This is a genomic window from Devosia sp. GW821-FHT12F11 (genome assembly GCF_058806655.1).
This window is the reverse complement of record NZ_JBXAPX010000001.1, coordinates 830,742-853,072: the sequence shown is the minus strand read 5'-3', so window position 1 is coordinate 853,072 and position 22,331 is coordinate 830,742. Positions and strand designations below refer to the sequence as shown.

Here is a 22,331-nt window from a genome sequence, read left to right as displayed (position 1 = left end):
ATGGTGGGCCGTAGCCTGACGCTCTCGATCTTCTGCCATGCGGTGCTGCTGGTCGGCGCCGCGGCGGTGTGCGTGCCGCTCTATTTCGCCCTGGTGGCAGGCTCGCTGACGCTGCAGGAAGTGCAGCAGACGCCGTTCCCGCTGCTGCCGGGGGCGCACCTGATCGACAACCTCGCCACCGCCTGGAACGAGGGCAATTTCTCGCGCGCCTTCCTCAATTCGATCATCGTGACGCTGGGGATCGTGGTGGGCAAGCTCGTCGTGTCGCTGCTCGCCGCCTTCGCCATCACCTATTTCCGCTTCCCGTTCCGGATGACGGCGTTCTGGCTGATCTTCGTGTCGCTGATGCTGCCGGTCGAGGTGCGGATCATTCCGACCTATGAGGCAGTGGCCGATGCCGGCGGGCCGCTGCGCTGGGTGGTCGGCACGATCGGGCTGTCGGGGCTGGTCGAAAGCCTCACCGGCTACCGGCTCGAGGCGGCGCTGCAGTGGAACCTCGTCAACTCCTATGCCGGGTTGATCCTGCCGCTGATCGCCTCGGCCTCGGCGACCTTCCTGTTCCGCCAGTTCTTCCTGACAGTGCCGGACGAGCTGTGCGAAGCGGCCAAGCTCGACGGGGCGGGGCCGCTGCGCTTCTTCTGGCATGTGCTGCTGCCGCTGTCGCGCGCCAATATCGCGGCGCTCGGCATCATCCTCTTCCTGTTCGGCTGGAACCAGTACCTGTGGCCGCTGCTGTTCACCACCGGCCCGGAGATGCAGACGGCGATCCTGGGGCTGAAGGAGCTGGTCCCCGTTTCCGACGCGGCGCCGGCCTGGAACATCGCAATGAGCGCGGCTTTGTTCGTCATGCTGCCGCCGGCCCTGGTGATCCTCGTCATGCAGCGCTGGTTCACCCGCGGGTTGGTCGATGCGGGGAAGTGAGGTGGCAGGGGCTGTTGCTTTTTTTGGAGAGCCATGGCGGTGCAGCACCGCCACCGGCTCCTCTTATGCGCTTGCCCTCTCCCGCAAGGGGGGAGGAGACGCCAACACTGACGCCGGTGTTCTGGTCTCCCTCCCCCTTGCGGGGAGGGGACAGGGGTGGGGGTACGTTTCCCGCGTAGGCTCGTCAGTCCTCTGGGTCCGTCCAGGGCCAAGAGCGGTGCGGCGATCGCCTTCTCCCCTTGTGGGAGAAGGTGCCCGAAGGGCGGATGAGGGGTCCGCGGAACGAAGTGTAGCGCGATCCGAGCGAAGCGAGGAGCGATCCAGTACGCGGAGAGATACCCCTCATCCGGCCTCCGGCCACCTTCTCCCACAAGGGGAGAAGGCACTCCAACCACTGTCTGTGCTCCAGCTACTGCCCTTTCACGTATTCCCCTGAAGGAACTCTACGATGGTAATGATCATCGGCCACCGCGGTGGCCGGAACCTGTGGCCGGAGAATTCGCTCTCCGGCTTTCGAAAGCTGAGGGCAATGCCGGTCGAGGGCGTCGAGTTCGACGTGCACCTCACCACCGATGGCGAGCTGCTGGTGATCCATGACCCGACGCTCGACCGCACCACCGACCACAGCGGCCCGGTCGCAGCGCTCCCGGCAGGAGAGCACCGCAACGTCCGGCTCAAGGACAGCAACGGCGAGGCGATCCCGACGCTCGAGGAGGTGCTCGAGATCTTCCGTGATGGCACGATGGAGCTGCATGTGGAGCTGAAGGCCGGCGTCGGCCACGTCGCTTATCCCGGGCTCGAAGCGCAAGCTGCGGCATTGATCGACCGGTTCGGGCTGGCCGAGCGCAGCATCCTCACCAGCTTTCACGAAGAGATCCTCATCGAGATCGGCCGGGTCGCGCCGCATATCCGCCGGCTCTCGTCGTTCGACCGCAACTCGGCCGAGCGCCTGGGGCTCAAAGCGGGGCTCGACACCATGCTGGAGCTCTCGCACATCGTCGCGGTGGAAAAGAGCCTGCTGCTCGCCGAATGGGACGCCATCACGGCCCAAGTGCCGCTCGAGCGGCTGGGCGCCTGGGTGCCGAACGAAGAGGCGGACCTGAAACTCTGGCTCGACAAGCCGATCCGCCAGATCACCACCGACCGCCCCGATCGGGCCGTCAGCATCCGGGGCGCTGAGGCGTGATGATTTCCGATTTGAGGCCGCCCCGCGCGGCGGCCACGCTCGACCATATCGGGCTTGTGATCTTCGACTGCGACGGTGTGCTGATCGACAGCGAGCCGATCGCCAGCCGCACGCTGGCCGAAGCGCTGGCGGCGGCCGGTGTCGCCATCACGCCACAGGAGGCGCATCGACGCTTCACCGGCAATTCCGAGCGGGATATCCGCGCCATGTGCGCCAGGGATTATGGGCTAGAGGATCTTGAGGGCCTGTTCACCGGCTGGCACCAGCGGCTCTATGCCGAGTTCGCCACGACGCTCACCGCCATGCCGGGAATTGCCGAAGTCGTCGCGGCGCTCGAGCGGCCGAAATGCGTCGCCTCCAACAGCACGCTCGAGCGGCTGGGTGCGAGCCTCGGTAAGCTGCCGCTGTGGCAGAGCTTTGCGCCGTTCGTGTTCAGCGCCGAACAGGTGAAACGGCCGAAGCCCGCGCCCGACCTGCTGCTTTACTGCGCGAGAGAGCTCGAGGTGGATCCGTCGCGCTGCGTCATGGTGGATGACAGCCCGCACGGCATCAGCTCGGCGGTTGCCGCCGGCATGGTGCCGATCGGCTTTGTCGATCCGGCCGATCCGCGCCCGGGACGGCGCGCCCTGCTCAAGGCGGCGGGGGCGTTCCGTGTCGCCATGGGCGCCGAGGAACTGCCGGCCGCGCTTGCCGCCGCCGACGACGCACTGGCATCAAGGACGCAGAGAGCGGGGGAAATGCAGTGAGCGCCAACCTCAACGGAAAAGTCGCGGCGATCACCGGCGCCGCCTCAGGGATCGGGCTCGAATGTGCGCGGACGCTGCTCGCGGCCGGGGCGCGCGTCGTGCTGGTCGACCGCGCCGCCGACAGACTGCAGCAGCTCTGCACTGAGCTCGGCCCGAACGCCATGCCGCTGGTGATCGACCTCACTGAGCCAAAGAGCGTGGCGCAGATGCCGCAAGGGATCCTCACGCAGGCGGGGCAACTCGACATTTTCCACGCCAATGCCGGCGCCTATGTCGGGGGCGATTTCGCCGCTGGCGACCCGGACCAGTGGGACCGCATGCTCAACCTCAACATCAATGCGGTGTTCCGCTCGGTGCACGCGGTGCTGCCGCACATGATCGAGCGAAAGACCGGCGACATCATCGTCACGAGCTCGGTGGCCGGCGTGGTGCCGGTGGTCGGCGAGCCGATCTACACCGCCTCCAAGCACGCCATGCAGGCGTTCGTGCACACCCTGCGCCGGCAGCTGAAACAGCACGGCATCCGGGTGGGCGCCGTGCAGCCGGGGCCAGTGGTCACGGCGCTGCTGAGCGACTGGCCCAAGGAAAAGCTCGAGGCGGCATTGGCGGCCGGCGACCTGATGGAGCCGACCGAGGTGGCGGAAGCGGTGCTGTTCATGCTGACCCGATCGCGCAAGGTGACGATCCGCGACCTCGTCATCCTGCCGCAGAGCAATGATCTCTGAGATGGCGCAGCAGCATTTCATCGGCGTGGATGTCGGCACCGGCAGCGCCCGCGCCGGCGTGTTCGACGCAAACGGCCGGCAGCTCGGCGTCGGCAAGCACGACATCAAACTGTTCCAGGCGGCTGGCGACATCGCCGAGCAATCGAGCGCGGACATCTGGGCCGCGGTCTGCCGCAGTGTCCGCCAGGCGGTAAGCGCCGCGGGCGTCGTGCCCGAGAGCATTGCCGGCATCGGCTTTGATGCGACCTGCTCGCTGGTGGTGCTGGGGGAAGGTGGCCGGCCAGTCTCGGTCAGCGCCTCGGGGGACAGCGACCGCAACATCGTCGTCTGGATGGATCACCGGGCTCGCGAACAGGCGGCGCGGATCAACCGCGGCGGGCACGCAGTGTTGCGCTATGTCGGCGGTTCCATCTCGCCCGAGATGCAGACGCCGAAGCTGCTCTGGCTCAAGGAGCAGATGCCGAAGAGCTTCGAGAGCGCCTGGCAGTTCTTCGACCTGCCGGATTTCCTCAGCTGGCGCGCCACCGGCAGCCTCGCGCGCTCGATCTGCACGGTGACCTGCAAATGGACGTACCTCGCGCATGAGCAGCGCTGGGACGCCGACTATTTCCGCGCCATCGGCCTCGGGGTGCTGGCCGATGAAGGCTTTGCCCGCATCGGCACCGAAATCGTCGCGGCCGGCACGCCGCTGGCGGACGGGCTGCTGCCGGAGGCCGCCGCGGACCTCGGCCTCGTGCCCGGTGTGCCGGTGGCCGCCGGGCTGATCGATGCACATGCGGGCGGGCTCGGCACGGTCGGCGCGCAGGATGGCAGCGGCAGCGTCGAACGGCGCATGGCCTATGTGTTCGGCACCTCGGCCTGCACGATGACCTCGACGGCAGAGCCGGCATTCGTCGATGGCGTCTGGGGGCCGTACTTCTCGGCCATGGTGCCCGGGTTCTGGCTCAGCGAAGGCGGCCAGTCGGCCGCCGGGGCGGCGATCGAGCAACTGGTGCGCTTCCACCCCGCCGCAGCCGAGGCCGAGGCGAAAGCCAAAGCCGGGGGCCTCGGGCTGGTCGCCTGGCTGAGCCGCACAGCCGCGGAGCGGCTGAGGCAGACTGACGTGCCGGCGCTGGTCGGCGGCCTGCACGTGGTGCCCGAATTCCTCGGCAATCGCGCCCCGTTCGCCGATCCGGAGGCCCGGGCAATGGTCGCCGGGCTCGGCATGGAGCGCGGGCTGGACAGCCTTGTCGGGCTATATGTCGCCGGCGTCGCAAGCCTCGGCTATGGCGTGCGGCAGATCCTTGCCGCCTCGCGCCGGCAGGGCATCGCCATCGACGAGATCGTGGTCAGCGGTGGCGCGGCCCAATCGCCGCTGGTGCGGCAGCTGCTCGCCGACTCGACCGGGGTCGGGGTGTCAGCGCCCGAGGCTGAAGAGCCGGTGCTGCTGGGCTCGGCCATACTCGGCGCAGTGGCTTCGGCCCGCTATGCCGACGCGGCGGCCGCCATGGCGGCCATGTCGCACATCGCCGAACGCTACCAGCCTTCGGCCGCGACGCGCACCTGGCACGACAAGCGCTTCGCCGCGTTCGAGACCTTGCAGGGCGCCGGCCGCCAGATCCGCTGAGCGGCCGCCGACTGATGACCCGACGCAGCACTCCCCGCGACTTTCATCGAGCGTTCACCTAAGCTCGGCCAGTCTTCCGTCCCCGAACTGCCGGAAACCTGCCGATGTCCACCCTCGCCGCGCTCGCCGTCTCGCTACCGCTCGAAACGCTCAGGCCGGGCGACCGGCTCACCACCGAGGGCAGCTATTCGGGCCGGCTCTACCTGCTCGAATCCGGCCGGCTGACCGTGTCGCGCGATGGCGTCGACATCGCCCATATCGACGAGCCCTGGGCGATCATCGGCGAGATGGCGGTGCTGCTCGCCACGCCCCACAGCGCCACCGTCACCGCCGAGACCACGGTGCGCGTGCGGGTCATCGAGGAAGCACTCGACGTCCTGTCACAGAACCCGGATTTCGCCCTCCACATCGCCACCCTCGCCTGCGCCCGCCTCAACGCCACCTCCGCCCTCCTCGTCGACCTGCGCCGCGGCGCCGAAGGCAAGAAGCAGGAGCAGGCGCTGATGAGCCGGATCCTGACTGCGATGCTGGCGACGCCGAAAGTGACGGGGCGTGGGGGCAAGTGGGCGGATCACGAGTAGCCGAGCCGAGCGCGCTCCTCGTCCGGCGGCGATGACTAGCCCTTGCGCCGTCCCCAACCGAAGAAGCTGAATCCGCGGCGCGGCGCAGGGGGTGGGTCTCGCGGCGCAAGCAGCATAGCTCCGGCCGCTGCCAACTGGCGGAGATCGTCATCCGGCGCCATTCGTGCCGCGGCAACTTCGCGATCAGTGACGAGCTCGAGGGCTGCGGGTGAGATGTTGCCGTCGGGTTGGACGCACTCGCTGATGAGCATGAGATTGTACTCTTCGCGGCGCGAGGTTTGGAACAGTTCGCGGTCCTCAGCGCTCAGACTACCGCTGCGCTCAACCATGTTCATCACCGCCATATAGGCTTGCAGCAGGGCGCCGCGTCGGCTTCCGGCGCAGTTTGGTACGCCGTGACGATCTCAGCCCGAGCGGCGTTCCAATCGAACTTAGCACCAGCGGCCGCACTGCTTAGCCGCTCCAGGAGTTCGACGGTGCTCATTCGGATGCTCCCTTAGCCCTCGGTGGCCATCATATCCAGCGCTTGCCGCCCGACAAGCTGCGACGGAGGTTACCCCCTCCCCCATTGACTCACCTCCGCATCCTCCGCTAATACGCATTAGCAGCTAATACGCATTAGCAGCGCGAGAGACGTCGAGGAGGACGGCTTGGCCAAGGCGGGACGGCTCACACAGCGGGATATTGCGCGCATCGCCGGCGTGAGCCAGGCGACGGTGTCGCTGGTGCTGAATGATGCCAAGGCAGCGGCAGGGCGCATTCCCGACGAGACGCGCGAGCGGGTGCAGAAGGCGATCCGCGAGACCGGCTATGTCGCCGACCCGATCGCCCGCCGCATGGCCAAGGGACTGAACCGCATTCTCGGGGTGTTCACCTACGAGCCGGCTTTCCCCAGCGCGCAGGCGGATTTCTTCGCCCCGTTCCTGTTCGGCATCGAGGAGACGGCGCAGACGCTGGGCTATGACCTGCTGCTGCTCACCGGCGCGCCGGCCAATCGCGGCAAACGCAAAATCTTTGACGAGAACAACCGGCTGCGGCTGGCCGATGGCTGCGTGATCCTCGGGCGTGAGTTCGACCGGGCCGAGCTGAAGCGGCTGGTCGCCGGCGACTATCCGTTCGTCGCCGTCGGTCGCCGTGATCCCATTGGCGGCCCGACCGGCGCGCCGGTGCCCTATGTCGGCGCCGATTATGTCGAGGCGACCGCCGAGATGGTGCGGCGCGCCAAGGCCAAGGGGCATACCAAGCTTGCCTATGTCGGGCCCAGCCAGGGCGCCGAATCCTCGGTCGACCGCTGGGCCGGCTTTGCCTCCGCGCTCGATGGAGCGGAGCTGGTGCTGCATATCCCTGAGGTCGGCGGCAGGGCGTTGCCGATGCTCGAGGCGATCCGTGCGTCAGGCGCGACCGTGGTGTTCTTCACCGAAATGGCCGACGCGGTGATCGTCGATGCCGCGGCGCGCTCGCAGAACCTCGCGGTGCCGGGTGACCTCTCCATCGTCGTGCTCGGCAGCCACCTGAGGCCCATGCAGTCGGGCACCCGTTTCACCACCTTCTCGGTGCCGCGCGAGGAAATGGCGCGGCGCGCTACGCAGATGCTGTGCGAGCGGATCGAGGCCGGCTCGGCAGGCGAGCAGGTGGTGCTGCCATGCGAGCCGGTCGAGGGCGACACCCTCGGCGCCATCCACCCCAGCGACGGAGTGAAGAGTTGACCGGCTCTTCCCACCCCATCGCGACCAACCAGACGGATTTGAAGTGAAAGAATATTCGGCAGATATCGCGATCATCGGTGGCGGCCTCGGCGGCGTGGCGGCGGCGCTCGGCGCGCTGCGCTCGGGCCGCAGTGTGGTGATGACGGAAGAGTTCGACTGGCTGGGCGGGCAGATGACCAGCCAGGCGGTGCCGCCCGACGAGCACAGCTGGGTCGAGCAGTTCGGCATCACCCGCTCCTACCGAGCGCTGCGCAACGGCATCCGGCAATACTATCGCGACCACTATCCGCTCACCGAGAAGAGTCGCGCCTGGGGCGACCTCAACCCCGGCGCCGGGTTCGTGTCGCGGCTCTGCCACGAGCCGCGCGTCGGGCTGGCGGTAATGGAAGCGATGCTGATGCCCTATCGCGGCGGCGGCAAGCTCACCGTGCTGCAGCCCTACAAGCCGATCTCGGCGGAAGTCGATGGCGACCGGGTGCGGGCGGTGACGCTGAGGCATCGCGACAGCGGCGACACCATCGTCGTCACCGGCAAATACATCATCGAGGCCACCGAGCTCGGCGACCTGTTGCCGATGACCGGCACCGAATATGTCACCGGCTTCGAGAGCCAGCGCGACACCGGCGAGCCTTCGGCACCGGGCGAGGCGCAGCCGACCAACTCGCAGGCGGTGTCGATCTGCTTTGCCATCGACCATGTCGATGGCAACCAGGTGGGCGACAAGCCGCGCAACTACGACAAGTGGCGCGCCTATACCCCGAGCTTCTGGGGCGCCCCGCTGATCGGCTTCGTCGCGCCGCATCCGCGCACGCTCGAAACCACGGTGCGGAGTTTTACCCCGAACCCGGATGACGACCCGACCCTGGTCGATGCCGACCAGCGCAAGAACCCCGGCGACGGGAACCTGTGGACCTTCCGGCGCATCGCGGCGCGGCGCAATTTCGTCGACGGTGCTTACGCCTCCGACATCTGCCTCGTGAACTGGCCGATGCTCGACTATTTCGAGCACCCAATCATCGATGTGCCAGAGGCGGTGTACAACGAGCGCATCCGCGATGCCGCCGACCTCGCCTATTCGGTATTCTACTGGCTGCAGACCGAGGCGCCGCGCGAGGATGGCGGCCAAGGTTTCCCGGGCCTGCGGCTGCGCGGGGACATCACCGGCACCAACCATGGCCTCGCCATGGCGCCCTATATCCGCGAGAGCCGCCGCATCAAGGCGGTGACCACCATCGTCGAGCAAGACCTGTCGTACGACGTGCGTGGCGAGCGCGGCGCGGTGAACTATCGCGACAGCGTCGGCATCGGCATGTACCGGATCGATCTCCACCCCTCGACCGGCGGCGACAACTATATCGACGTGGCCTCCTGCCCGTTCGAGATCCCGCTCGGGGCGCTGCTGCCGGAGCGCACCACCAACCTGATCCCCGCCGGCAAGACCATCGGCACCACCCACATCACCAATGGCTGCTACCGGCTGCACCCGGTGGAGTGGAACATCGGCGAGGTCGCCGGGCTACTGGCTGCCTACTGCCTCAACCATGGCGTCACGCCGCACCAGGTGCAGGCCGACGACGCACTGCTGACCGACTTCCAGGCCCGGCTCTACGCTGAAGGCATCGAAACCCGCTGGCCCGACGTCAGGGGCTACTGACCCCTAGGCGGCCCGGTACGGGCCGCTTCAACCCACCGGGCACTCAGAAGACAACGACCAGACCAACGACGACCAGAAGACGACGACAAAGGAGGAAACCATGAAACTGTTCGACCTGAGACTGGCGGCTCTCGCCGCCGGCATCGCCATCCCGATGGCGGCTGTCCCTACCCTCGCCCAGGATATCCGCATGGCGATCTGGAGCGCCAACGAGGCGCACCTCCAGCTCTTCAACGAGATCGCCGCCGCCTACACGGCGCAGCATCCGGACGTGAAGGTCAGCTTCGACTCGCTGCCCTTCGACGGCTACACCACGACGCTGACCACGCAGATCGCCGGCGGCAACGCCCCGGACCTCGCCTGGATCCTCGAGACCACGGCGAGCGATTTCGTCAGCTCAGGCGCGCTGGCGCCGCTCAAGGCGACGTTCGAAGCGGCTCCCGACTACAACCTTGCCGACGTGACCGAGAGCGCGCTGGCACTGTGGACGGCCGACGGCGAGATCTACGCCTATCCGTTCTCGACCTCGCCGTTCGGCATGTTCGTCAACAACGACCTGATCAAGGCCGCTGGGCTGGAGACCCCGGCAGAGCTGATCGCCAAGGGCGAATGGACCTGGGACAAGGCCGAGGCGATCAACACCGCCGTCGCCGCGTCGGGCAAGCAGGGCCTCATCGTCCGCGATTTCGACTACAAGGTGTGGGACAACCTCGCCGCGATCTGGAATGGCTGGGGCGCTTCGCCGTGGAGCGCCGACGGCAAGACCTGCACGTTTACAGAGCAGCCGATGGTCGATGCGATGAGCTTCATCCACAAGGCGATCTTCACCGACAAGGCGATCCCCGGCCCCGGCGTCACCGCCGATTTCTTCGCCGGCGATGCAGCGATGACCATCACGCAGATTTCCCGCGCTTCGCTCCTGCCCAAGGAGAACCCGTTCAGCTGGGACCTGGTGCCGCTGCCGTCCGGCCCGACTGGTGAGTATGCGGTGATCGGCCAGGCCGGCATCGGCGTCTTCGCCTCGGGCAAGAACCCTGCGGTTGCCGCCGACTTCCTCGCCTTCTTCACCAACCCGGACAATGCCAAGAAGCTGGCAAAGTTCTTCCCGCCGCCGCGCTCGAGCCTGCTCAATGCCGAAGTGCTCGGCGCCGCCAACCCGCTGCTCTCGGCCACCCAGATCGAGAACGTGGTGATCAAGGGCATCTCGACCGGCAAGGTGAAGCCCGGTCATGCCGGCTTCGCCGAAATCCAGCAGACGGCCCGCGCCGCGCTCGACGCGCTGTGGGTCGCCGATGCCGACGTGCCGGCGGTGCTGAAATCGGTGTGTGACCGGATCCAGCCGATGCTGTGATGACGTGGGTGGGCGTGGGCCGCTGCGTGTGGCTCACCCCTCACCCGTCTCGCGCTATCCACCCTCTCCCCGACGGGGAGAGGAACAGAGGTGACCACGGCGCTGTCCGAATGCTTCTCCCCGTCGGGGAGAAGGTGGCCCGCAGGACCGGATGAGGGGCGCGAGCCCGTGTCTTCGAGGAAACTATTCAATGCCCATTGCCGCCCCCAGCATTGACCGATCGCGCCAGCGGCCGTTCTGGACCATGGAGCGGCGCGACAGCCTCGCGGGTTATCTGTTCATCGCGCCGCAGTTGATTGGCATCGTCTTGTTCGTGCTGATCCCGCTCGGGCTGGTGGTCTGGTACTCGCTGCATGAGTGGAACGTCTTGGCCGGGACATTCCGCTTCGTCGGCGATGCCAACTACCAGAAACTCGCGGCCGATCCGGCGCTGCCGGAAGTGCTCGGCGCCACGGCGATCTTTTCGGCCGGGCTGGTGGTGTTCAACCTCTCCCTCGCCCTGCTGCTGGCGATCCTCGTGAACCAGAAGCTCAAGGGCATCACGGTGTTCCGCACCATCTTCTTTTCGCCGGTGGTGGTGTCGCTGGTGGCCTGGACCATCGTCTGGAGTTTTTTGCTGCAGGCCAATGGCGGCATCAACGGGCTGCTGCAGGTGATCGGCATTAGCGGGCCCAACTGGCTCCGCTCGCCGCCCACCGCCATGGCTTCAGTCATCGTGGTGCAGGTGTTCAAGAATGTCGGGCTCAACATGGTGCTGTTCCTCGCGGCGCTGCAGGGCGTGCCGCGCGAGCTCTACGAAGCAGCGCGGGTCGATGGCGCTAGCCGCTGGACGCAGTTCCACTCGATCACCGTGCCGCTGATCTCGCCGACCATCCTCCTCACCATGATCATCACCATTGTCGGCTCACTGCAGGTGTTCGCGCAAATCGCGGTGCTGACGCAGGGCGGGCCGGGGATGTCGACCACGGTGCTGGTCTACTACCTCTATCAGCAGGCCTTCCAGTTCCACCGCTTTGGCTACGGCGCCACCATCTCGATCCTGCTGTTCGTGATCGTCGCGGTGCTGACCTTCGCGCAGTGGCAGATGCGCAAACGGATCGTCTTCTATGAAAACTGAGCTCTCCCCTAACGACATGTCGCCGCGCGCCCGCGTCGCGCTCTATGGCCTCTTGTGCGTGCTGGCCATCCCCTTCGTCTTTCCGACCTGGTGGATGGTGACGAGCTCGGTAAAGCCGATCTCGGACATCTTCGCCTTCCCGCCCGAACTGATCCCGTCGCGTTTCGACTGGTCGACCTACGCGCAAGTGTTCAAGCTGCAGCCGTTCGCGCAGCAATACTGGAACTCCTGCTACATCGCGGCGATCGTCACGGTGGGGACGATGGCGGTCTCGTCGATGGCCGGCTATGCCTTCGCGCGCATCAAGTTCCCCGGCGCCAACCTGATCTTCATGGTCGTGCTGCTGGGGCTCCTGATCCCCTCGGAAGTCACCATCGTGCCGCTGTTCCAGATGTTCCTCAAATGGGGGCTGGTGAACACCCACTGGCCGCTGATCCTCGTGCCGATCTTCGGCGCGCCCAGCGTCTTTGCCACCTTCGTGATGCGGCAGTTCTTCATCGCGCTGCCGGTGGAGCTCGAGGAAGCGGCGCGGGTCGATGGGCTGAGCCGCTTCGGCATCTTCTGGCAGATCGCCCTGCCGCTGGCGAAGCCGGCGCTGGCGGCGGTCGCCATCTTCACCTTCCTCCACTCGTGGAACCTCTATCTCGAGCCGATCGTCTTCCTCACCACCCCGGGTAATTTCACCCTGCCGCAGGCGCTGACCCAGTATGTCGACGTCTACCAGGGACCGATGTGGAACACCCAGCTCGCCGCTGCGACGCTCACCGCCCTGCCGGTGCTGGTGGTGTTCATTTTTGCGCAGCGCCAGTTCATCGAAGGGCTGGCTCATACTGGACTCAAGGGTTGACCGATGCGAGGCGCATCGGGAGCTGGCTCATACTGGACTGAAGGGCTGACGGATGATCGAAGCTGCAATGCGCGCCGGGCAATTGCCGGTGCTGGTATCCCTCGGCCGACATGATCTCGACCTCGCCAAGGCGGCGGTCGATGCCGGGGTGTTCGGGCTGAAGTTCCACCTCAACGCCTATCACCGGGCCAGCGGCACCACGTTCGGCAGTTTTGCGGAGGAACGGAGCTTCATCGAGGCGCTGGCGAAACTGGGTAAACCCATGCTGGTGATGAGCGGGCAGGAAACCCAGCCAAGCCTCGATGAGTTGGAGGCACTTGCCGATTACGGCGTCGAGGGCTGGAACATCTATCTGAAGCACGTGCAGCCGCAGCTGCTGCAGTCACGGCTGAAGCCGATCCTGGCGCTCGACAGCGACAGCGGTGAGGCCGATATCGACGCCATCCGCGCCATTCCCCGCGCGATGGTCGAGGCCTCGATCGGGCGCTTTGCCGAGTATGGTCAGCCGCTCAACGACGCCGACCTCGCGCGCTTTGCCGAGATCGTCACGATGTCGGATCGCCCGGTGATCGCGCCGAGCCAGAAGAAGTTCACCGCAGCGGATGCACCGCGGCTCAAGGCGGCGGGGATCGGGGCGATACTGGTTGGCGCCGTGGTGACGGGGCTGGAGCCGGACGGGCTGCGGCGGGCAGTGGCGCCGATCGTGGAGGCGGCGCGGGTGGCAACGGTCCGAACCAGCACTGGTGCGCGCTGACCCCCACCCTGTCCCCTCCCCGCAAGGGGGAGGGATCAAGGGTGGGGGTCCACAGCCACCGGGGTGGAGGAAGTGCGCGAGTGCCCCTCACCCCGGCGTCGGTCCCGTGACCACCGGCCGGGCCGGGTCGGCGCTCCAGGCGCTCCACGAGCCGACGAACAGCGCCGCGGGCTGGCCGAGGCTGGCGAGGGCGACGATGTCGTGTGCCGCCGAAACACCGGCGCCGCAGGAGACGCCGACGTCCGCGCCCAGCGCGCCAAGTGCTGCGAAGCGCAGGCGCAGGTCTTCGGCCGAGGCGAAAGTGCCTGCGGCCGAGAGGTTGCCCCTGGCCGGGGCGTTCAGCGCGCCGGGAATGTGGCCACTGGTCTCATAGGCATTGGCGTCGCGGGCATCGAGCAGCACGCCGCGGTGCGGCTGCAGGGCGGCGGCATCGGCATCGAGCACCGGCAGGTGGCCGGGGCTGAGCCTGATATTGCCGAGGTCCGGGACGCGGGTCAGCTCGGCCGTGGCGTAACCGGCCGCGAGCCAGCTGCCGAGCCCGCCATCGAGCAGACGCACGTTTTCAATGCCGGCCCAACGCAGTACCCACCAGGCGCGCGCCGCCTGCAGCCCGTTCTTGTCGTCATAGACGACCACCGGTGCGCCCTCGCGAATGCCCCAGCGGCGGGCATTCGCCTCGAGCTCGGCGATATCGGGCAGCGGCCGGTTGCCGAGCGTGCCGCCACCGGGCCCGGCAAGCTCGGTAGCGAGATCCACCGGCACGGCGCCGGGCAGACCGGTGCTGCGCGCGTCGGTCGTGCCCGGGCGAACACCGCCGATATCGAGCAGCACCGGTGCCCGGCCGGCAGCTAAGAGGGCGTCGAGTTCCCTCGCGGTAATCAGCACCCTGGCGCGATGGTCGATGGTCATCCGATTACTCCGCGGCGTCGGCATGCTTGATCAGGGTGTTGGCCGGGACCTCGAGGCCGAGGTGGTCGCGGAAGGTCGGGCCGGAATAGTCCTTGCGGTAGATGCCGCGGGCCTGCAGCAGCGGCACCACCAGATCGGCGAAGGCGGAAACCGCGTCGGGCACATAGGCGGGGAAGATGTTGAAACCATCCGCCGCCCTCTCGTTGAACCAGTGCTCGATGTAATCGGCGATTTCGGTGGGGTTGCCGACCACCACCGCGCCCATGCCGGTGATCCCGAGGATCAGGTCGCGATAGGTGATCGGCCGTTCGCCGCCGACGGTACGGCGGGTCAGCCGGGTGATCGCGGCGAAGATCTTGCGGCCATCGGCATTGGCTTCGTCGAAGACGCGCTGCGGCACTGCATCGTCGATGCCGGAACCGCGGACATCGACGCCAATGACGTCGGAAACCGAGCCGAGATTGCGCAGCCGCGCGCCGCGGCCGAGCGCGCCATAGTGCTTCTCGCCGCTCGCCTCGCCTTCAGGATCCAGCGCGATGAAGCTGTTCAGCTGGTCGTAGATGGCGACCGCCTCTTCCGTGGTCGGGGCGACGATCGGGGTGAGGCCGGGGAGGATGGCGATCTCGTCGGGGCCGCGGCCATATTTGGCGGCGCGGGTCTTGATGTCGTCGTAATACGCCTTGGCGCTCTCGATGGTCGGCTGACCGGCAAAGATCACATCGGCGTCGCGCGCTCCCAGTTCGCGCGAGCGGTCCGAGGTGCCGGCATGGAGGATCACCGGGTGGCCCTGCGGCGGGCGACGCACGGTCAGCGGCCCCTCGATATCGAAGAAACGGCCATGGTGCCCGGCGGGTCGGATCTCGTCGTCCCAGCTGTCCCAGAGGCTCTTGGTTGCCGCGACGAACTCGTCGGCCCAGTCATAGCGCTGCTCGGTGTCCCAGTGCGCGTCACGCGAGAAGTTCGCGGCAGCAATCGCATCGGCGCCGGTGACGAGGTTCCACGAGGCGCGCCCCTCACTCAGATGATCGAGCGAGGCGAACAGCCGCGCCACGTTGTAGGGGTCGTAATAGGTCGGGTTGGCGGTGACGACGATGCCGATATGGCTGGTCGCCGCGGCGAGGCTGGCGCCCGAGACGAACGGCTCGAGCCGCGACATCTGCGAGGGGTTGGTGGTCTGCAGGCTCGGGTCGCTCGCCAGCCGGTCCCCCAAAAACAGGAAGTCGAACTTCGCCCGCTCGGCGATCTGCGTCACCTGCTGCAAGAACTCGATGTCGAAGGCCGCCGCGGCGTGCGAGCTGGGCATGCGCCAGCCCGATGGATGCGTGCCGCCGGCCCAGAACATCAGGCCGAAATGCAGTTCGCGCTGGCGCTTGCCCATAGGTCTGCTCCTCAAACAGCGGTTTTCTGGGCGGCCACCGCGCGAGCGCGGGCGACCAGCCGGTTCTCCGGCCGTTCGAGGCCGAGATGGTGACGGAAGGTCGGGCCGGCATATTCCGTGCGGTAGATGCCGCGCGCCTGCAGCACCGGCACCACCAGGTCGACGAAGGCCTCGACGGCGCCTGCGACATAGGCGGGGAAGATGTTGAAGCCGTCGGCGGCGCCTTCGGTGAACCAGGTCTCGATGTAGTCGGCTACCTCTTCGGGATTGCCGACCACGGTGCTGGTGCCGCGGCTCGCGCCGATGATCAGGTCGCGATAGGTGATGCGCTGCGGGCCTTCGACGGTGCGGCGGGTCAGCCGGGTGATCTCGGCGAACAGGCGCTTGCCCTCCTCGCTCGCCGCGGCGAGCACACTCGGCGGCACCGGCGCATCGTGGTCGTTGCCGAGGAGATCGACGCCGAAGGCTTTCGAGGCCGTGGTCAGGTTGCGGTTCTTCGCCCCGCCTCGGCCGCCGAAGGCGCCCGGGCCCTCGGGTTTGTCCTCGGGATCAAGGGTCAGGTAGCTGTTGAGCTGATCGTAGATCGCCACCGCCTCGGCGGTGGTCGGCGCGACGATCGGGGTAAGGCTGGGCAGGATGGCGATATCGGCATCGCTGCGGCCATACTTCTTCGCCCGATCCTTGATGTCGCGGTAATAGGCCTGCGCACTGTCAATGGTGGCGTGGCTGGTGAAAATCGCATCGGCATCGCGGGCGCCCAGTTCGCGCGAGCGATCCGAAGTGCCGGCGTGGAGGATGATCGGGTGCCCCTGCGGCGGGCGCGGCGCATCGAGCGGCCCGGCGACGGTGAAATGCTGGCCCTTGTGGTTGAGCGCATGCACCTTCTGCGGGTCGAGCGCTCTGCCGCTTTGCGCATCGGGGTTCCAGGCGCCGTCTTCCCAGCTGTCCCACAGGTCCTTGACGATGCCGACGAACTCGTCGGCCCAGTCATAGCGCTGCTCGGCATCCCAGTGGGCGTCGCGCGAGAAGTTGGCGGCGGCATGCGGATCGGCGCCGGTGACGATGTTCCACGAGGCGCGACCCTGGCTCAGGTGGTCGAGCGAGGCGAACAGCCGGGCCAGCGTGAAGGGGTCGTAATAGGTCGGGTTGGCGGTCACCACGATGCCGATCTCGGAGGTCGCGGCGGCAAGACTGGCGCCGGCAGCAAACGGCTCGAGGCGCGACATCTGCGCCGGGTTGGTGGTCTGCAACCCAGGCTCGCTCGCCAGCTTGTCGCCCAGGAACAGGAAGTCGAACTTGGCCTTTTCGACCAGTTGCGTCACCTGCTGCAGGTACTCGATGTCATAGGCGGCATCGGCCTTGGCGGTGGGCCAGCGCCAGCCGGACGGATGGGTGCCGGTGCCCCAGAACATCAGGCCCAGATGTAGTTCGCGTTTCGGTTCGGTCATGATCGAGAACTCCTCAGGCAACGAGACGGTTGGGGACCGCGGGCAGGCCGAGATTTTCGCGCAAGGTCGCGGCGGGGTATTCGGTGCGGGCGAGGCCGCGCCGCTGCAGCTCCGGGATGACGCGTTCGACGAACTGGGCGAGCTGATCGGGCACGGTCGCCGAGCGCACGACGAAGCCGTCGGCAGCACCGGCCGAAACCCAGGCTGTTAGTTGGTCAGCGATGCGCTCGGGGCCGCCGACGATCACCGCGCCGGAGATAGCGCCGCCGAGGCCGTTGAGTTCGGCGAGCAGGGCTTCTGCCGCCGCATCGCTCTCGGCCACAACAGGGGTGATCTCGACCAGCACGGAGAGCGCATCAGCCTCCCTGCCCAGCGTCACGGCCGCCTGGCGGACCGCATCGCGCACCGCCTTGCCGGCAGCGAGGTCGGCGGGGCGGGCCAGCACGATATCGGCTTCGCGCGCCGCCAGTTCGTTGGCCAGCGGCGTGCCGGCCTCGTGCGCCAGCACCAGTTGGCCCTGCGGCGGGCGGGCGACGTTGAGCGGGCCTTTGATGCTGAACAGCTGGCCCTGGTGGTTGATCGGGTGGATCTTGTCACCGTCGACGAAGGCGCCGGTTGCCTTGTCGCGGATGAAGGCGCCATCCTCCCAGCTGTCCCAGAGCTCGCGGATCACGTCGACCGCTTCACCGGCGCGGCCGTAGTGCGCCGCAGCGTCGGCCTCGGACTGGCTGTAGTTCTTCGCCGCCGGCGCAGTGGCGCCGGTCGCGACGTTCCACGCCGCCCGGCCATGGGTGACATGATCGAGCGAGGCGGTCAGCCGGGCGAGGTTGTAGGGCTCGTAATAGCTGGCGTTCGCGGTGACCAGCAGACCGATGCGGCTGGTCCTGGTGGCGAGGAACGAGGCCGTAGTAAACGGCTCGGTGCGCGCCGCCAGCGAGGGGTTGGCCGCGTCCGTAGCATCAGCGGTCAGCCGGTCGCCGATGGCGAAGAAATCGAACTTGCCGGCCTCGGCGAGGCGGGCCAGCGCCACGATCTGAGCGGCAGCGAAGGGGTCGTGCCGACCGCCGGCGTGACGCCAGCCGGAGGGGTGGCTGCCATGCGGCTCGTAGAGGTAGCCGAGACGGATCTGCTTTGGCGTGGTCATGACCGAAGTTCCTTCAATGCAATGGGGTTACGCGGCAGCGTGGGTCTGGGCCTCTGCCTCGAGCGCGTGCAGCGCTTCGTAGACGCGGGCTTCCTGCTTCAAGAGCTCGATATCGCCACGCCGGCGCGGTCGCGGCAGGTCGAGGGCAAAAGTCTCGGCGATGCGACCGGGACGCGGCGACAGCAGCACGATGCGATCGGCGAGGAACACCGCCTCGCCGACATCGTGGGTGACGAAGACGATGGTCTTGTTGTGCTGCTGCCAGATCGAGATCAGGTCTTCCTGCAGCTTGATCCGGGTGATGTAGTCGACGGCGCCGAACGGCTCGTCCATCAGCAGCACTTCGGGATCGTTGACCAGCGCCCGCGCAATGCCGGCGCGCTGCTTCATGCCGCCCGAGATCTGGTGCGGGTACTTGTTGCCGAAGCCGGTGAGGCCGACCTGCTCGAGGTGCCGATCGATAGTACGCTGCGAGCTCTCCTTGCTCTCGCCGCGGATCTCGAGCCCGAGCCCGACATTGGCGGCGATGGTGCGCCACGGCATCAGCGAGGCATCCTGGAACACCACGCCGAGCCCGCGACCACCCGGCCCGGTGATTGGCTGGTCGTGGAAGCGCGCCTCGCCTGCCGTGGGAAGTTGCAGCCCGGCGAGGATCTCGAGCAGCGTGCTCTTGCCGCACCCGGAGGGGCCGAGGAGGACGACGAATTCGCCCGCCTCGATCGTGAGGTCGATCTTGTCGAGAGCGCGGACCGGCGAGGTGCCGGGGAACACCTTGTCGAGCGCGGTGACGGTGAACACGGACATGATCGACCTCCTGGTTGGGCGTAGTGGGCTCAGCCCTGGGACTTGTCGGCCGGGTAGGAGAAGGCCTTGACGTAGTCCTTGGGGATGAAGCGCAGGTCGATGTACTTGCTGGCGTCGTAAGGGGCGTCCTGGTTGCCCTGCTCGATCTCGATCTGCTGGGTGTCGGCGATGGCGACCGGATCGACATCGGGGTTGTCTTCCCAAATATCGTCTTCCTGCTCGACGGCCTGGCGCACGGCGTCGGGGTTCAGCTTCAGCCGGGCCTGCAGCCACGGGATGTACTCGTCGTAATGCGCCTTGGCGTACTCGTAGGACTTGAAGTAGGCGCGCAGCCCGCGCTCCAAGAGCTCCGGATCGTTGGCGATGACGTCGTCGCCGGCGATCAGCACACCGGTGTGATAGGTCGGCAGGAATTCCCAACCGCGGGCCAGCACATGCGCCTTGCCCTCGAGCTCACCCAAGGCGGCGAACGGCTGGTGGATAATGGTGGCGTCGACCTGCCCCTCGGTCAGCGTGCCATAGGCCTGGGCCTGGGTGCCGTTGGCGAACAGCGTCACGTCCTTATCTGGATCGATGCCGCTCTTTTGCAGGATGACCCGGGCGTAGACGGCCATGCCGCTGCCTTCCTGGGCGATGCCGACGGTCTTGCCCTTGAGATCGGCGATGGTCTTGATCTCGGGCTTGGCGATGAGCCAGAAGGCGCCCTTGTTGCGGAAGGCCGAGGCGATGATCTTGATCGGCGCGCCGAGCGCCGCGGCGCGCAGGAACGTGCTGGTCGGGCCAAAGGCGAAGGTCAGCTCGTTGGTTGCCACGGCACCGACGGTGTCCTGGGCGGCGACGAATTCGACATCCAGCCCCTCTTCATCGAAGAAGCCCTTCTCGATGCCGAAATTGATCGGCTGCTGGGTGTAGCTCAGCGTATCGAGCAGCTTGATGGTCTTGCGAACCGGCGCGTCCTGCGCCGTGGCGATGCCACCGAAGCCCAGCGCCAGCGCGGCGGCTGCAAGCATGGTGGCGACAAAATGCGGTCTCGTCCTGCGCATGGCAGTTCCTTTTCGTCAGTCGGTTCAGTGTGGGGAGTGAAAGGGGAGCGCGCCGGTCAGGCGTACTTCCATTTGAGCAGCACCCGCTTCTCCAGCCATTCGACCAGGAAGATGATGATGAGCGAGATGGTGGTGATGAGGATCACCAGGGCAAAGGTGCCGGCGGTGTCGTAGATGCCGGTGAGCTTGTTCAGGAGGTTGCCGAGGCCGGCCTTCGAGGCGACCATTTCGGCGAACAGGGCCGCTACCAGGCAGGTCGCCGCCTCGATGCGCACGGCCGCCATGATCGAGGGGATGGCGCTGGGCAAGATCACCTTCCAGACGATCTGCCGGTGCGAGGCGCCGAGGGTCTTGGCCACCTTCACGTGGTTTTCCTGCACCTGCCGGATGCCGGCTATGGTGTTGAAAACGAACATGAAATACGAAAACAGGAAGATGATGAAGACCTTGTGGCCATAGCCGATGCCCAGATAGAGCGTCAGCAGCGGGATGATGGTCACCTTGGGCACCGCCATGGCCCAGACGAGGAACGGGTTGAGGAACTGGTTCACCCGCGGGAACAGCCCCATGTAGATACCGGTGGCGACGCCGAGGACGCCGCCGATCAGGACGCCGACCGCCGCTTCCGACAGCGTCACGTAGAGGTGGTAGAAGAGGTTCTGCTCCTCGACCAGCTTGGGGAAGGCTGCGAGCACCTGGGTCGGCGACGCGAGGTAGATGGTCTTGACCGCGCCGCTATCGACTGCGTGCTGCACGGCGAAGAGCACCACGGCGAGCACGACGACCTGCGCCACGAGGATGACCGGCAGTTTCAGCCGCGGCAGCGACAGGATTTGATCTGGTCGCGCTTTCGAACCGGAAAAGTCTGCAACTTTTCCTGAAAGCGCTCTGGGAGCCCCGCGCTGCAGGTCTGACGGATCGGCTGTCGGTTGTTGCAGCGACATCTCATGCCTCGTTCAACTAAGGAAACTGGTCCCTGAGCGGCGCATGAAATCGGCTGGGCGGCGAGGAAGGTCGACGGCCGAGCCGGCTTCACAAGCCTCTCAGGGTGTTCAAAACCTAAAGTCTACTAATTCCATAGACAAGATAATCCGTGCTCATTATCGGTGCTGTCGCGAAGTATGCGTCTAGGCCGGGCCCGGCCGCCGCGAACGATATTCGCCGCCCCCCATCGCGGCGGCAGAGGAGATGAGAATGCAGTATGTGCCCCTCGGAACCACCGGCATCCAGGTGTCCCGCCTCGCCTTCGGCTGCTCGAGCTATGGTTCCAAGGACTGGATGCCCTGGGCACTCAGCGAGGAGGACGCGCAGGGGCACTACCGGGCCGCATTCGAAGCCGGCTTCAACTTCTTCGATACCGCCGACTCCTATTCGAGCGGGTTGAGCGAGGAGATTCTCGGCCGCGCCATAACGCGCTTCGGCACGGGCCGCGACCGCGTCGTCATCGCGACGAAAGTGTTCGGCGCCATGGGCCCCGATCTCAACCAGAAGGGGTTATCGAAAAAGCACATCCGGCACGCCATCGATGACAGCCTGCGTCGTCTCGGCACCGACTATGTCGACCTCTACCAGATCCACCGGCTCGACCCGCTGACGCCGTTCGAAGAGGTGATGGAGGCGCTCGATGGGTTGGTGCGGGCCGGCAAGGTGCTGCATATCGGCGCCTCCAGCATGCATGCCTGGCAGTTCATGAAACTGCAGGGCATCGCCGAGCGCAACGGGCTCGCCCGGTTCGTCTCGATGCAGAACAAGTACAACCTGCTCTATCGCGAGGAGGAGCGTGAAATGCTGCCGCTCTGCCTCGACCAGGGCGTGGCGGTGATCCCTTATAGCCCGCTGGCGCGCGGCCTCCTCGCCGGCAGCCGCCGGGCCGGGTCGGAGCGCTCCAAGGTGGTGCAGGATTTTCTCGGCGCCGCCGACGAAGCGGTGGTCGACCGGGTGGTGGAGCTGGCCGAGCGGCGTGGCGTGAAGCCGGCGCAGCTTGCTCTCGCCTGGTTGCTCGACAATCCGGCTGTCACCGCGCCGATCGTCGGCGCCACCAAGCCGCATCATATCGCCGACGCGGTTGCGGCGCTGGATATCGCGCTCTCGCCGGCCGAGCGCGCCGAGCTCGAGGAGGTGTACCAGCCGCAGCAGGTGAACTTCCACCGCAACGAAGCGCCGACGCCGGGCCAGACCGCCAGCGGCGACGTGCTTGCGCTGTTGCGACGGGGCTAGGTTGGTCACGGAAGCCACCAGGCGAGGCTCTGCAAGTTCACCAAACTCGGTGTCATCCCCGCGAAAGCGGGGAACTCCGTTTGCGATCGTGCAGCAGGCACCAAAACAGAGGTTCCCGCTTTCGCGGGAATGACCCGGCGGGTGGGCGTGGACCGGGCCCAATCGCGAAACGCTCTGGCAGACACCCAGTAAGA

At 66.8% G+C, this 22,331-nt stretch carries 21 protein-coding genes; 13 read left to right on the top strand and 8 right to left on the bottom strand.

Annotated features, from left to right (window positions below):
• The 6 genes from AC1ROK_RS04270 (at position 1) to AC1ROK_RS04245 (ending at position 5,765) form a co-directional block, all read left to right on the top strand.
• A complete protein-coding gene (locus AC1ROK_RS04270; RefSeq protein WP_492844149.1) occupies positions 1-921 on the top strand; it encodes an ABC transporter permease subunit in 921 nt (306 codons plus the stop codon).
• 448 nt (positions 922-1,369) lie between these two features.
• Complete coding sequence (locus tag AC1ROK_RS04265; RefSeq protein ID WP_492844147.1) at positions 1,370-2,107, top strand: glycerophosphodiester phosphodiesterase family protein; 738 nt, start codon at positions 1,370-1,372, stop codon at positions 2,105-2,107.
• A complete protein-coding gene (locus AC1ROK_RS04260) occupies positions 2,107-2,853 on the top strand; it encodes an HAD family hydrolase (protein WP_492844145.1) in 747 nt (248 codons plus the stop codon). Before AC1ROK_RS04265 ends, AC1ROK_RS04260 begins: the two co-directional genes overlap by 1 nt.
• Positions 2,850-3,578, top strand: coding sequence for an SDR family oxidoreductase (locus AC1ROK_RS04255; protein ID WP_492844143.1), 729 nt, complete (start codon positions 2,850-2,852; stop codon positions 3,576-3,578). Before AC1ROK_RS04260 ends, AC1ROK_RS04255 begins: the two co-directional genes overlap by 4 nt.
• A gap of 1 nt (position 3,579) precedes the next feature.
• Positions 3,580-5,184, top strand: coding sequence for an FGGY-family carbohydrate kinase (locus AC1ROK_RS04250; RefSeq protein ID WP_492844141.1), 1,605 nt, complete (start codon positions 3,580-3,582; stop codon positions 5,182-5,184).
• Positions 5,185-5,288: 104 nt separating this feature from the next.
• The gene (locus tag AC1ROK_RS04245) at positions 5,289-5,765 is read left to right on the top strand and encodes a Crp/Fnr family transcriptional regulator (protein ID WP_492844139.1); all 477 of its coding nucleotides are present in this window, start codon (positions 5,289-5,291) and stop codon (positions 5,763-5,765) included.
• A 35-nt stretch (positions 5,766-5,800) separates the two neighbouring features.
• Here AC1ROK_RS04245 and AC1ROK_RS04240 read toward each other — a convergent pair whose 3' ends face one another.
• Positions 5,801-6,109: a hypothetical protein gene (locus AC1ROK_RS04240; protein ID WP_492844136.1), complete on the bottom strand. Its 309-nt coding sequence runs from the start codon at positions 6,107-6,109 to the stop codon at positions 5,801-5,803.
• Between the two features lie 306 nt (positions 6,110-6,415).
• Between AC1ROK_RS04240 and AC1ROK_RS04235 the strand changes: the two genes are divergently transcribed.
• The 6 genes from AC1ROK_RS04235 to AC1ROK_RS04210 all read left to right on the top strand — a co-directional run bounded on the left by AC1ROK_RS04235 (position 6,416) and on the right by AC1ROK_RS04210 (position 13,194).
• Positions 6,416-7,471: a LacI family DNA-binding transcriptional regulator gene (locus AC1ROK_RS04235; protein ID WP_492844134.1), complete on the top strand. Its 1,056-nt coding sequence runs from the start codon at positions 6,416-6,418 to the stop codon at positions 7,469-7,471.
• A gap of 43 nt (positions 7,472-7,514) precedes the next feature.
• Positions 7,515-9,125 carry an FAD-dependent oxidoreductase gene (locus AC1ROK_RS04230; protein ID WP_492844132.1) on the top strand — a complete coding sequence of 537 codons (1,611 nt, stop codon included), beginning with the start codon at positions 7,515-7,517 and terminating at the stop codon, positions 9,123-9,125.
• Between the two features lie 100 nt (positions 9,126-9,225).
• A complete protein-coding gene (locus AC1ROK_RS04225) occupies positions 9,226-10,476 on the top strand; it encodes an ABC transporter substrate-binding protein (RefSeq protein WP_492844130.1) in 1,251 nt (416 codons plus the stop codon).
• Positions 10,477-10,666: 190 nt separating this feature from the next.
• Positions 10,667-11,593, top strand: a complete 927-nt coding sequence (locus AC1ROK_RS04220; RefSeq protein WP_492844128.1) for a carbohydrate ABC transporter permease — start codon at positions 10,667-10,669, stop codon at positions 11,591-11,593.
• The gene (locus AC1ROK_RS04215; RefSeq protein ID WP_492844126.1) at positions 11,583-12,440 is read left to right on the top strand and encodes a carbohydrate ABC transporter permease; all 858 of its coding nucleotides are present in this window, start codon (positions 11,583-11,585) and stop codon (positions 12,438-12,440) included. The genes AC1ROK_RS04220 and AC1ROK_RS04215 overlap by 11 nt, the downstream gene beginning before the upstream one ends.
• A gap of 52 nt (positions 12,441-12,492) precedes the next feature.
• Positions 12,493-13,194, top strand: a complete 702-nt coding sequence (locus AC1ROK_RS04210; RefSeq protein ID WP_492844124.1) for a hypothetical protein — start codon at positions 12,493-12,495, stop codon at positions 13,192-13,194.
• 87 nt (positions 13,195-13,281) lie between these two features.
• Here AC1ROK_RS04210 and AC1ROK_RS04205 read toward each other — a convergent pair whose 3' ends face one another.
• From AC1ROK_RS04205 to AC1ROK_RS04175, 7 genes are read right to left on the bottom strand one after another with little or no spacing between them, the layout of a single operon-like run.
• Positions 13,282-14,103, bottom strand: coding sequence for a sulfurtransferase (locus AC1ROK_RS04205; RefSeq protein WP_492844122.1), 822 nt, complete (start codon positions 14,101-14,103; stop codon positions 13,282-13,284).
• Positions 14,104-14,107: 4 nt separating this feature from the next.
• The gene (locus tag AC1ROK_RS04200; RefSeq protein WP_492844120.1) at positions 14,108-15,481 is read right to left on the bottom strand and encodes an NtaA/DmoA family FMN-dependent monooxygenase; all 1,374 of its coding nucleotides are present in this window, start codon (positions 15,479-15,481) and stop codon (positions 14,108-14,110) included.
• A gap of 11 nt (positions 15,482-15,492) precedes the next feature.
• A complete protein-coding gene (locus AC1ROK_RS04195) occupies positions 15,493-16,929 on the bottom strand; it encodes an NtaA/DmoA family FMN-dependent monooxygenase (RefSeq protein WP_492844118.1) in 1,437 nt (478 codons plus the stop codon).
• Positions 16,930-16,942: 13 nt separating this feature from the next.
• Positions 16,943-18,073: an LLM class flavin-dependent oxidoreductase gene (locus AC1ROK_RS04190; protein ID WP_492844116.1), complete on the bottom strand. Its 1,131-nt coding sequence runs from the start codon at positions 18,071-18,073 to the stop codon at positions 16,943-16,945.
• Positions 18,074-18,100: 27 nt separating this feature from the next.
• Positions 18,101-18,877 (bottom strand): ABC transporter ATP-binding protein, encoded by a 777-nt coding sequence (locus AC1ROK_RS04185; protein WP_492844114.1) that lies wholly within the window; start codon positions 18,875-18,877, stop codon positions 18,101-18,103.
• Between the two features lie 29 nt (positions 18,878-18,906).
• The gene (locus tag AC1ROK_RS04180) at positions 18,907-19,920 is read right to left on the bottom strand and encodes an ABC transporter substrate-binding protein (RefSeq protein ID WP_492844111.1); all 1,014 of its coding nucleotides are present in this window, start codon (positions 19,918-19,920) and stop codon (positions 18,907-18,909) included.
• 56 nt (positions 19,921-19,976) lie between these two features.
• Positions 19,977-20,864: an ABC transporter permease gene (locus tag AC1ROK_RS04175; RefSeq protein ID WP_492844109.1), complete on the bottom strand. Its 888-nt coding sequence runs from the start codon at positions 20,862-20,864 to the stop codon at positions 19,977-19,979.
• Positions 20,865-21,114: 250 nt separating this feature from the next.
• Here AC1ROK_RS04175 and AC1ROK_RS04170 point away from each other — a divergent pair, with 250 nt between their 5' ends.
• Positions 21,115-22,137 carry an aldo/keto reductase gene (locus AC1ROK_RS04170; RefSeq protein WP_492844107.1) on the top strand — a complete coding sequence of 341 codons (1,023 nt, stop codon included), beginning with the start codon at positions 21,115-21,117 and terminating at the stop codon, positions 22,135-22,137.
• The last annotated feature ends 194 nt before the right edge of the window (positions 22,138-22,331 follow it).

Excerpts from the sequence above, each read along its gene's own strand:
- AC1ROK_RS04270 (WP_492844149.1), top strand. The coding sequence starts at position 1 with ATGGTGGGCCGTAGCCTGACGCTCTCGATCTTCTGCCATGCGGTGCTG.
- AC1ROK_RS04265 (WP_492844147.1), top strand. The coding sequence starts at position 1,370 with ATGGTAATGATCATCGGCCACCGCGGTGGCCGGAACCTGTGGCCGGAG.
- AC1ROK_RS04260 (WP_492844145.1), top strand. The coding sequence starts at position 2,107 with ATGATTTCCGATTTGAGGCCGCCCCGCGCGGCGGCCACGCTCGACCAT.
- AC1ROK_RS04250 (WP_492844141.1), top strand. The coding sequence starts at position 3,580 with ATGGCGCAGCAGCATTTCATCGGCGTGGATGTCGGCACCGGCAGCGCC.
- AC1ROK_RS04245 (WP_492844139.1), top strand. The coding sequence starts at position 5,289 with ATGTCCACCCTCGCCGCGCTCGCCGTCTCGCTACCGCTCGAAACGCTC.
- AC1ROK_RS04240 (WP_492844136.1), bottom strand. The coding sequence starts at position 6,109 with ATGGCGGTGATGAACATGGTTGAGCGCAGCGGTAGTCTGAGCGCTGAG.
- AC1ROK_RS04225 (WP_492844130.1), top strand. The coding sequence starts at position 9,226 with ATGAAACTGTTCGACCTGAGACTGGCGGCTCTCGCCGCCGGCATCGCC.
- AC1ROK_RS04220 (WP_492844128.1), top strand. The coding sequence starts at position 10,667 with ATGCCCATTGCCGCCCCCAGCATTGACCGATCGCGCCAGCGGCCGTTC.
- AC1ROK_RS04215 (WP_492844126.1), top strand. The coding sequence starts at position 11,583 with ATGAAAACTGAGCTCTCCCCTAACGACATGTCGCCGCGCGCCCGCGTC.
- AC1ROK_RS04210 (WP_492844124.1), top strand. The coding sequence starts at position 12,493 with ATGATCGAAGCTGCAATGCGCGCCGGGCAATTGCCGGTGCTGGTATCC.
- AC1ROK_RS04205 (WP_492844122.1), bottom strand. The coding sequence starts at position 14,103 with ATGACCATCGACCATCGCGCCAGGGTGCTGATTACCGCGAGGGAACTC.
- AC1ROK_RS04200 (WP_492844120.1), bottom strand. The coding sequence starts at position 15,481 with ATGGGCAAGCGCCAGCGCGAACTGCATTTCGGCCTGATGTTCTGGGCC.
- AC1ROK_RS04195 (WP_492844118.1), bottom strand. The coding sequence starts at position 16,929 with ATGACCGAACCGAAACGCGAACTACATCTGGGCCTGATGTTCTGGGGC.
- AC1ROK_RS04190 (WP_492844116.1), bottom strand. The coding sequence starts at position 18,073 with ATGACCACGCCAAAGCAGATCCGTCTCGGCTACCTCTACGAGCCGCAT.
- AC1ROK_RS04185 (WP_492844114.1), bottom strand. The coding sequence starts at position 18,877 with ATGTCCGTGTTCACCGTCACCGCGCTCGACAAGGTGTTCCCCGGCACC.
- AC1ROK_RS04180 (WP_492844111.1), bottom strand. The coding sequence starts at position 19,920 with ATGCGCAGGACGAGACCGCATTTTGTCGCCACCATGCTTGCAGCCGCC.
- AC1ROK_RS04175 (WP_492844109.1), bottom strand. The coding sequence starts at position 20,864 with ATGTCGCTGCAACAACCGACAGCCGATCCGTCAGACCTGCAGCGCGGG.
- AC1ROK_RS04170 (WP_492844107.1), top strand. The coding sequence starts at position 21,115 with ATGCAGTATGTGCCCCTCGGAACCACCGGCATCCAGGTGTCCCGCCTC.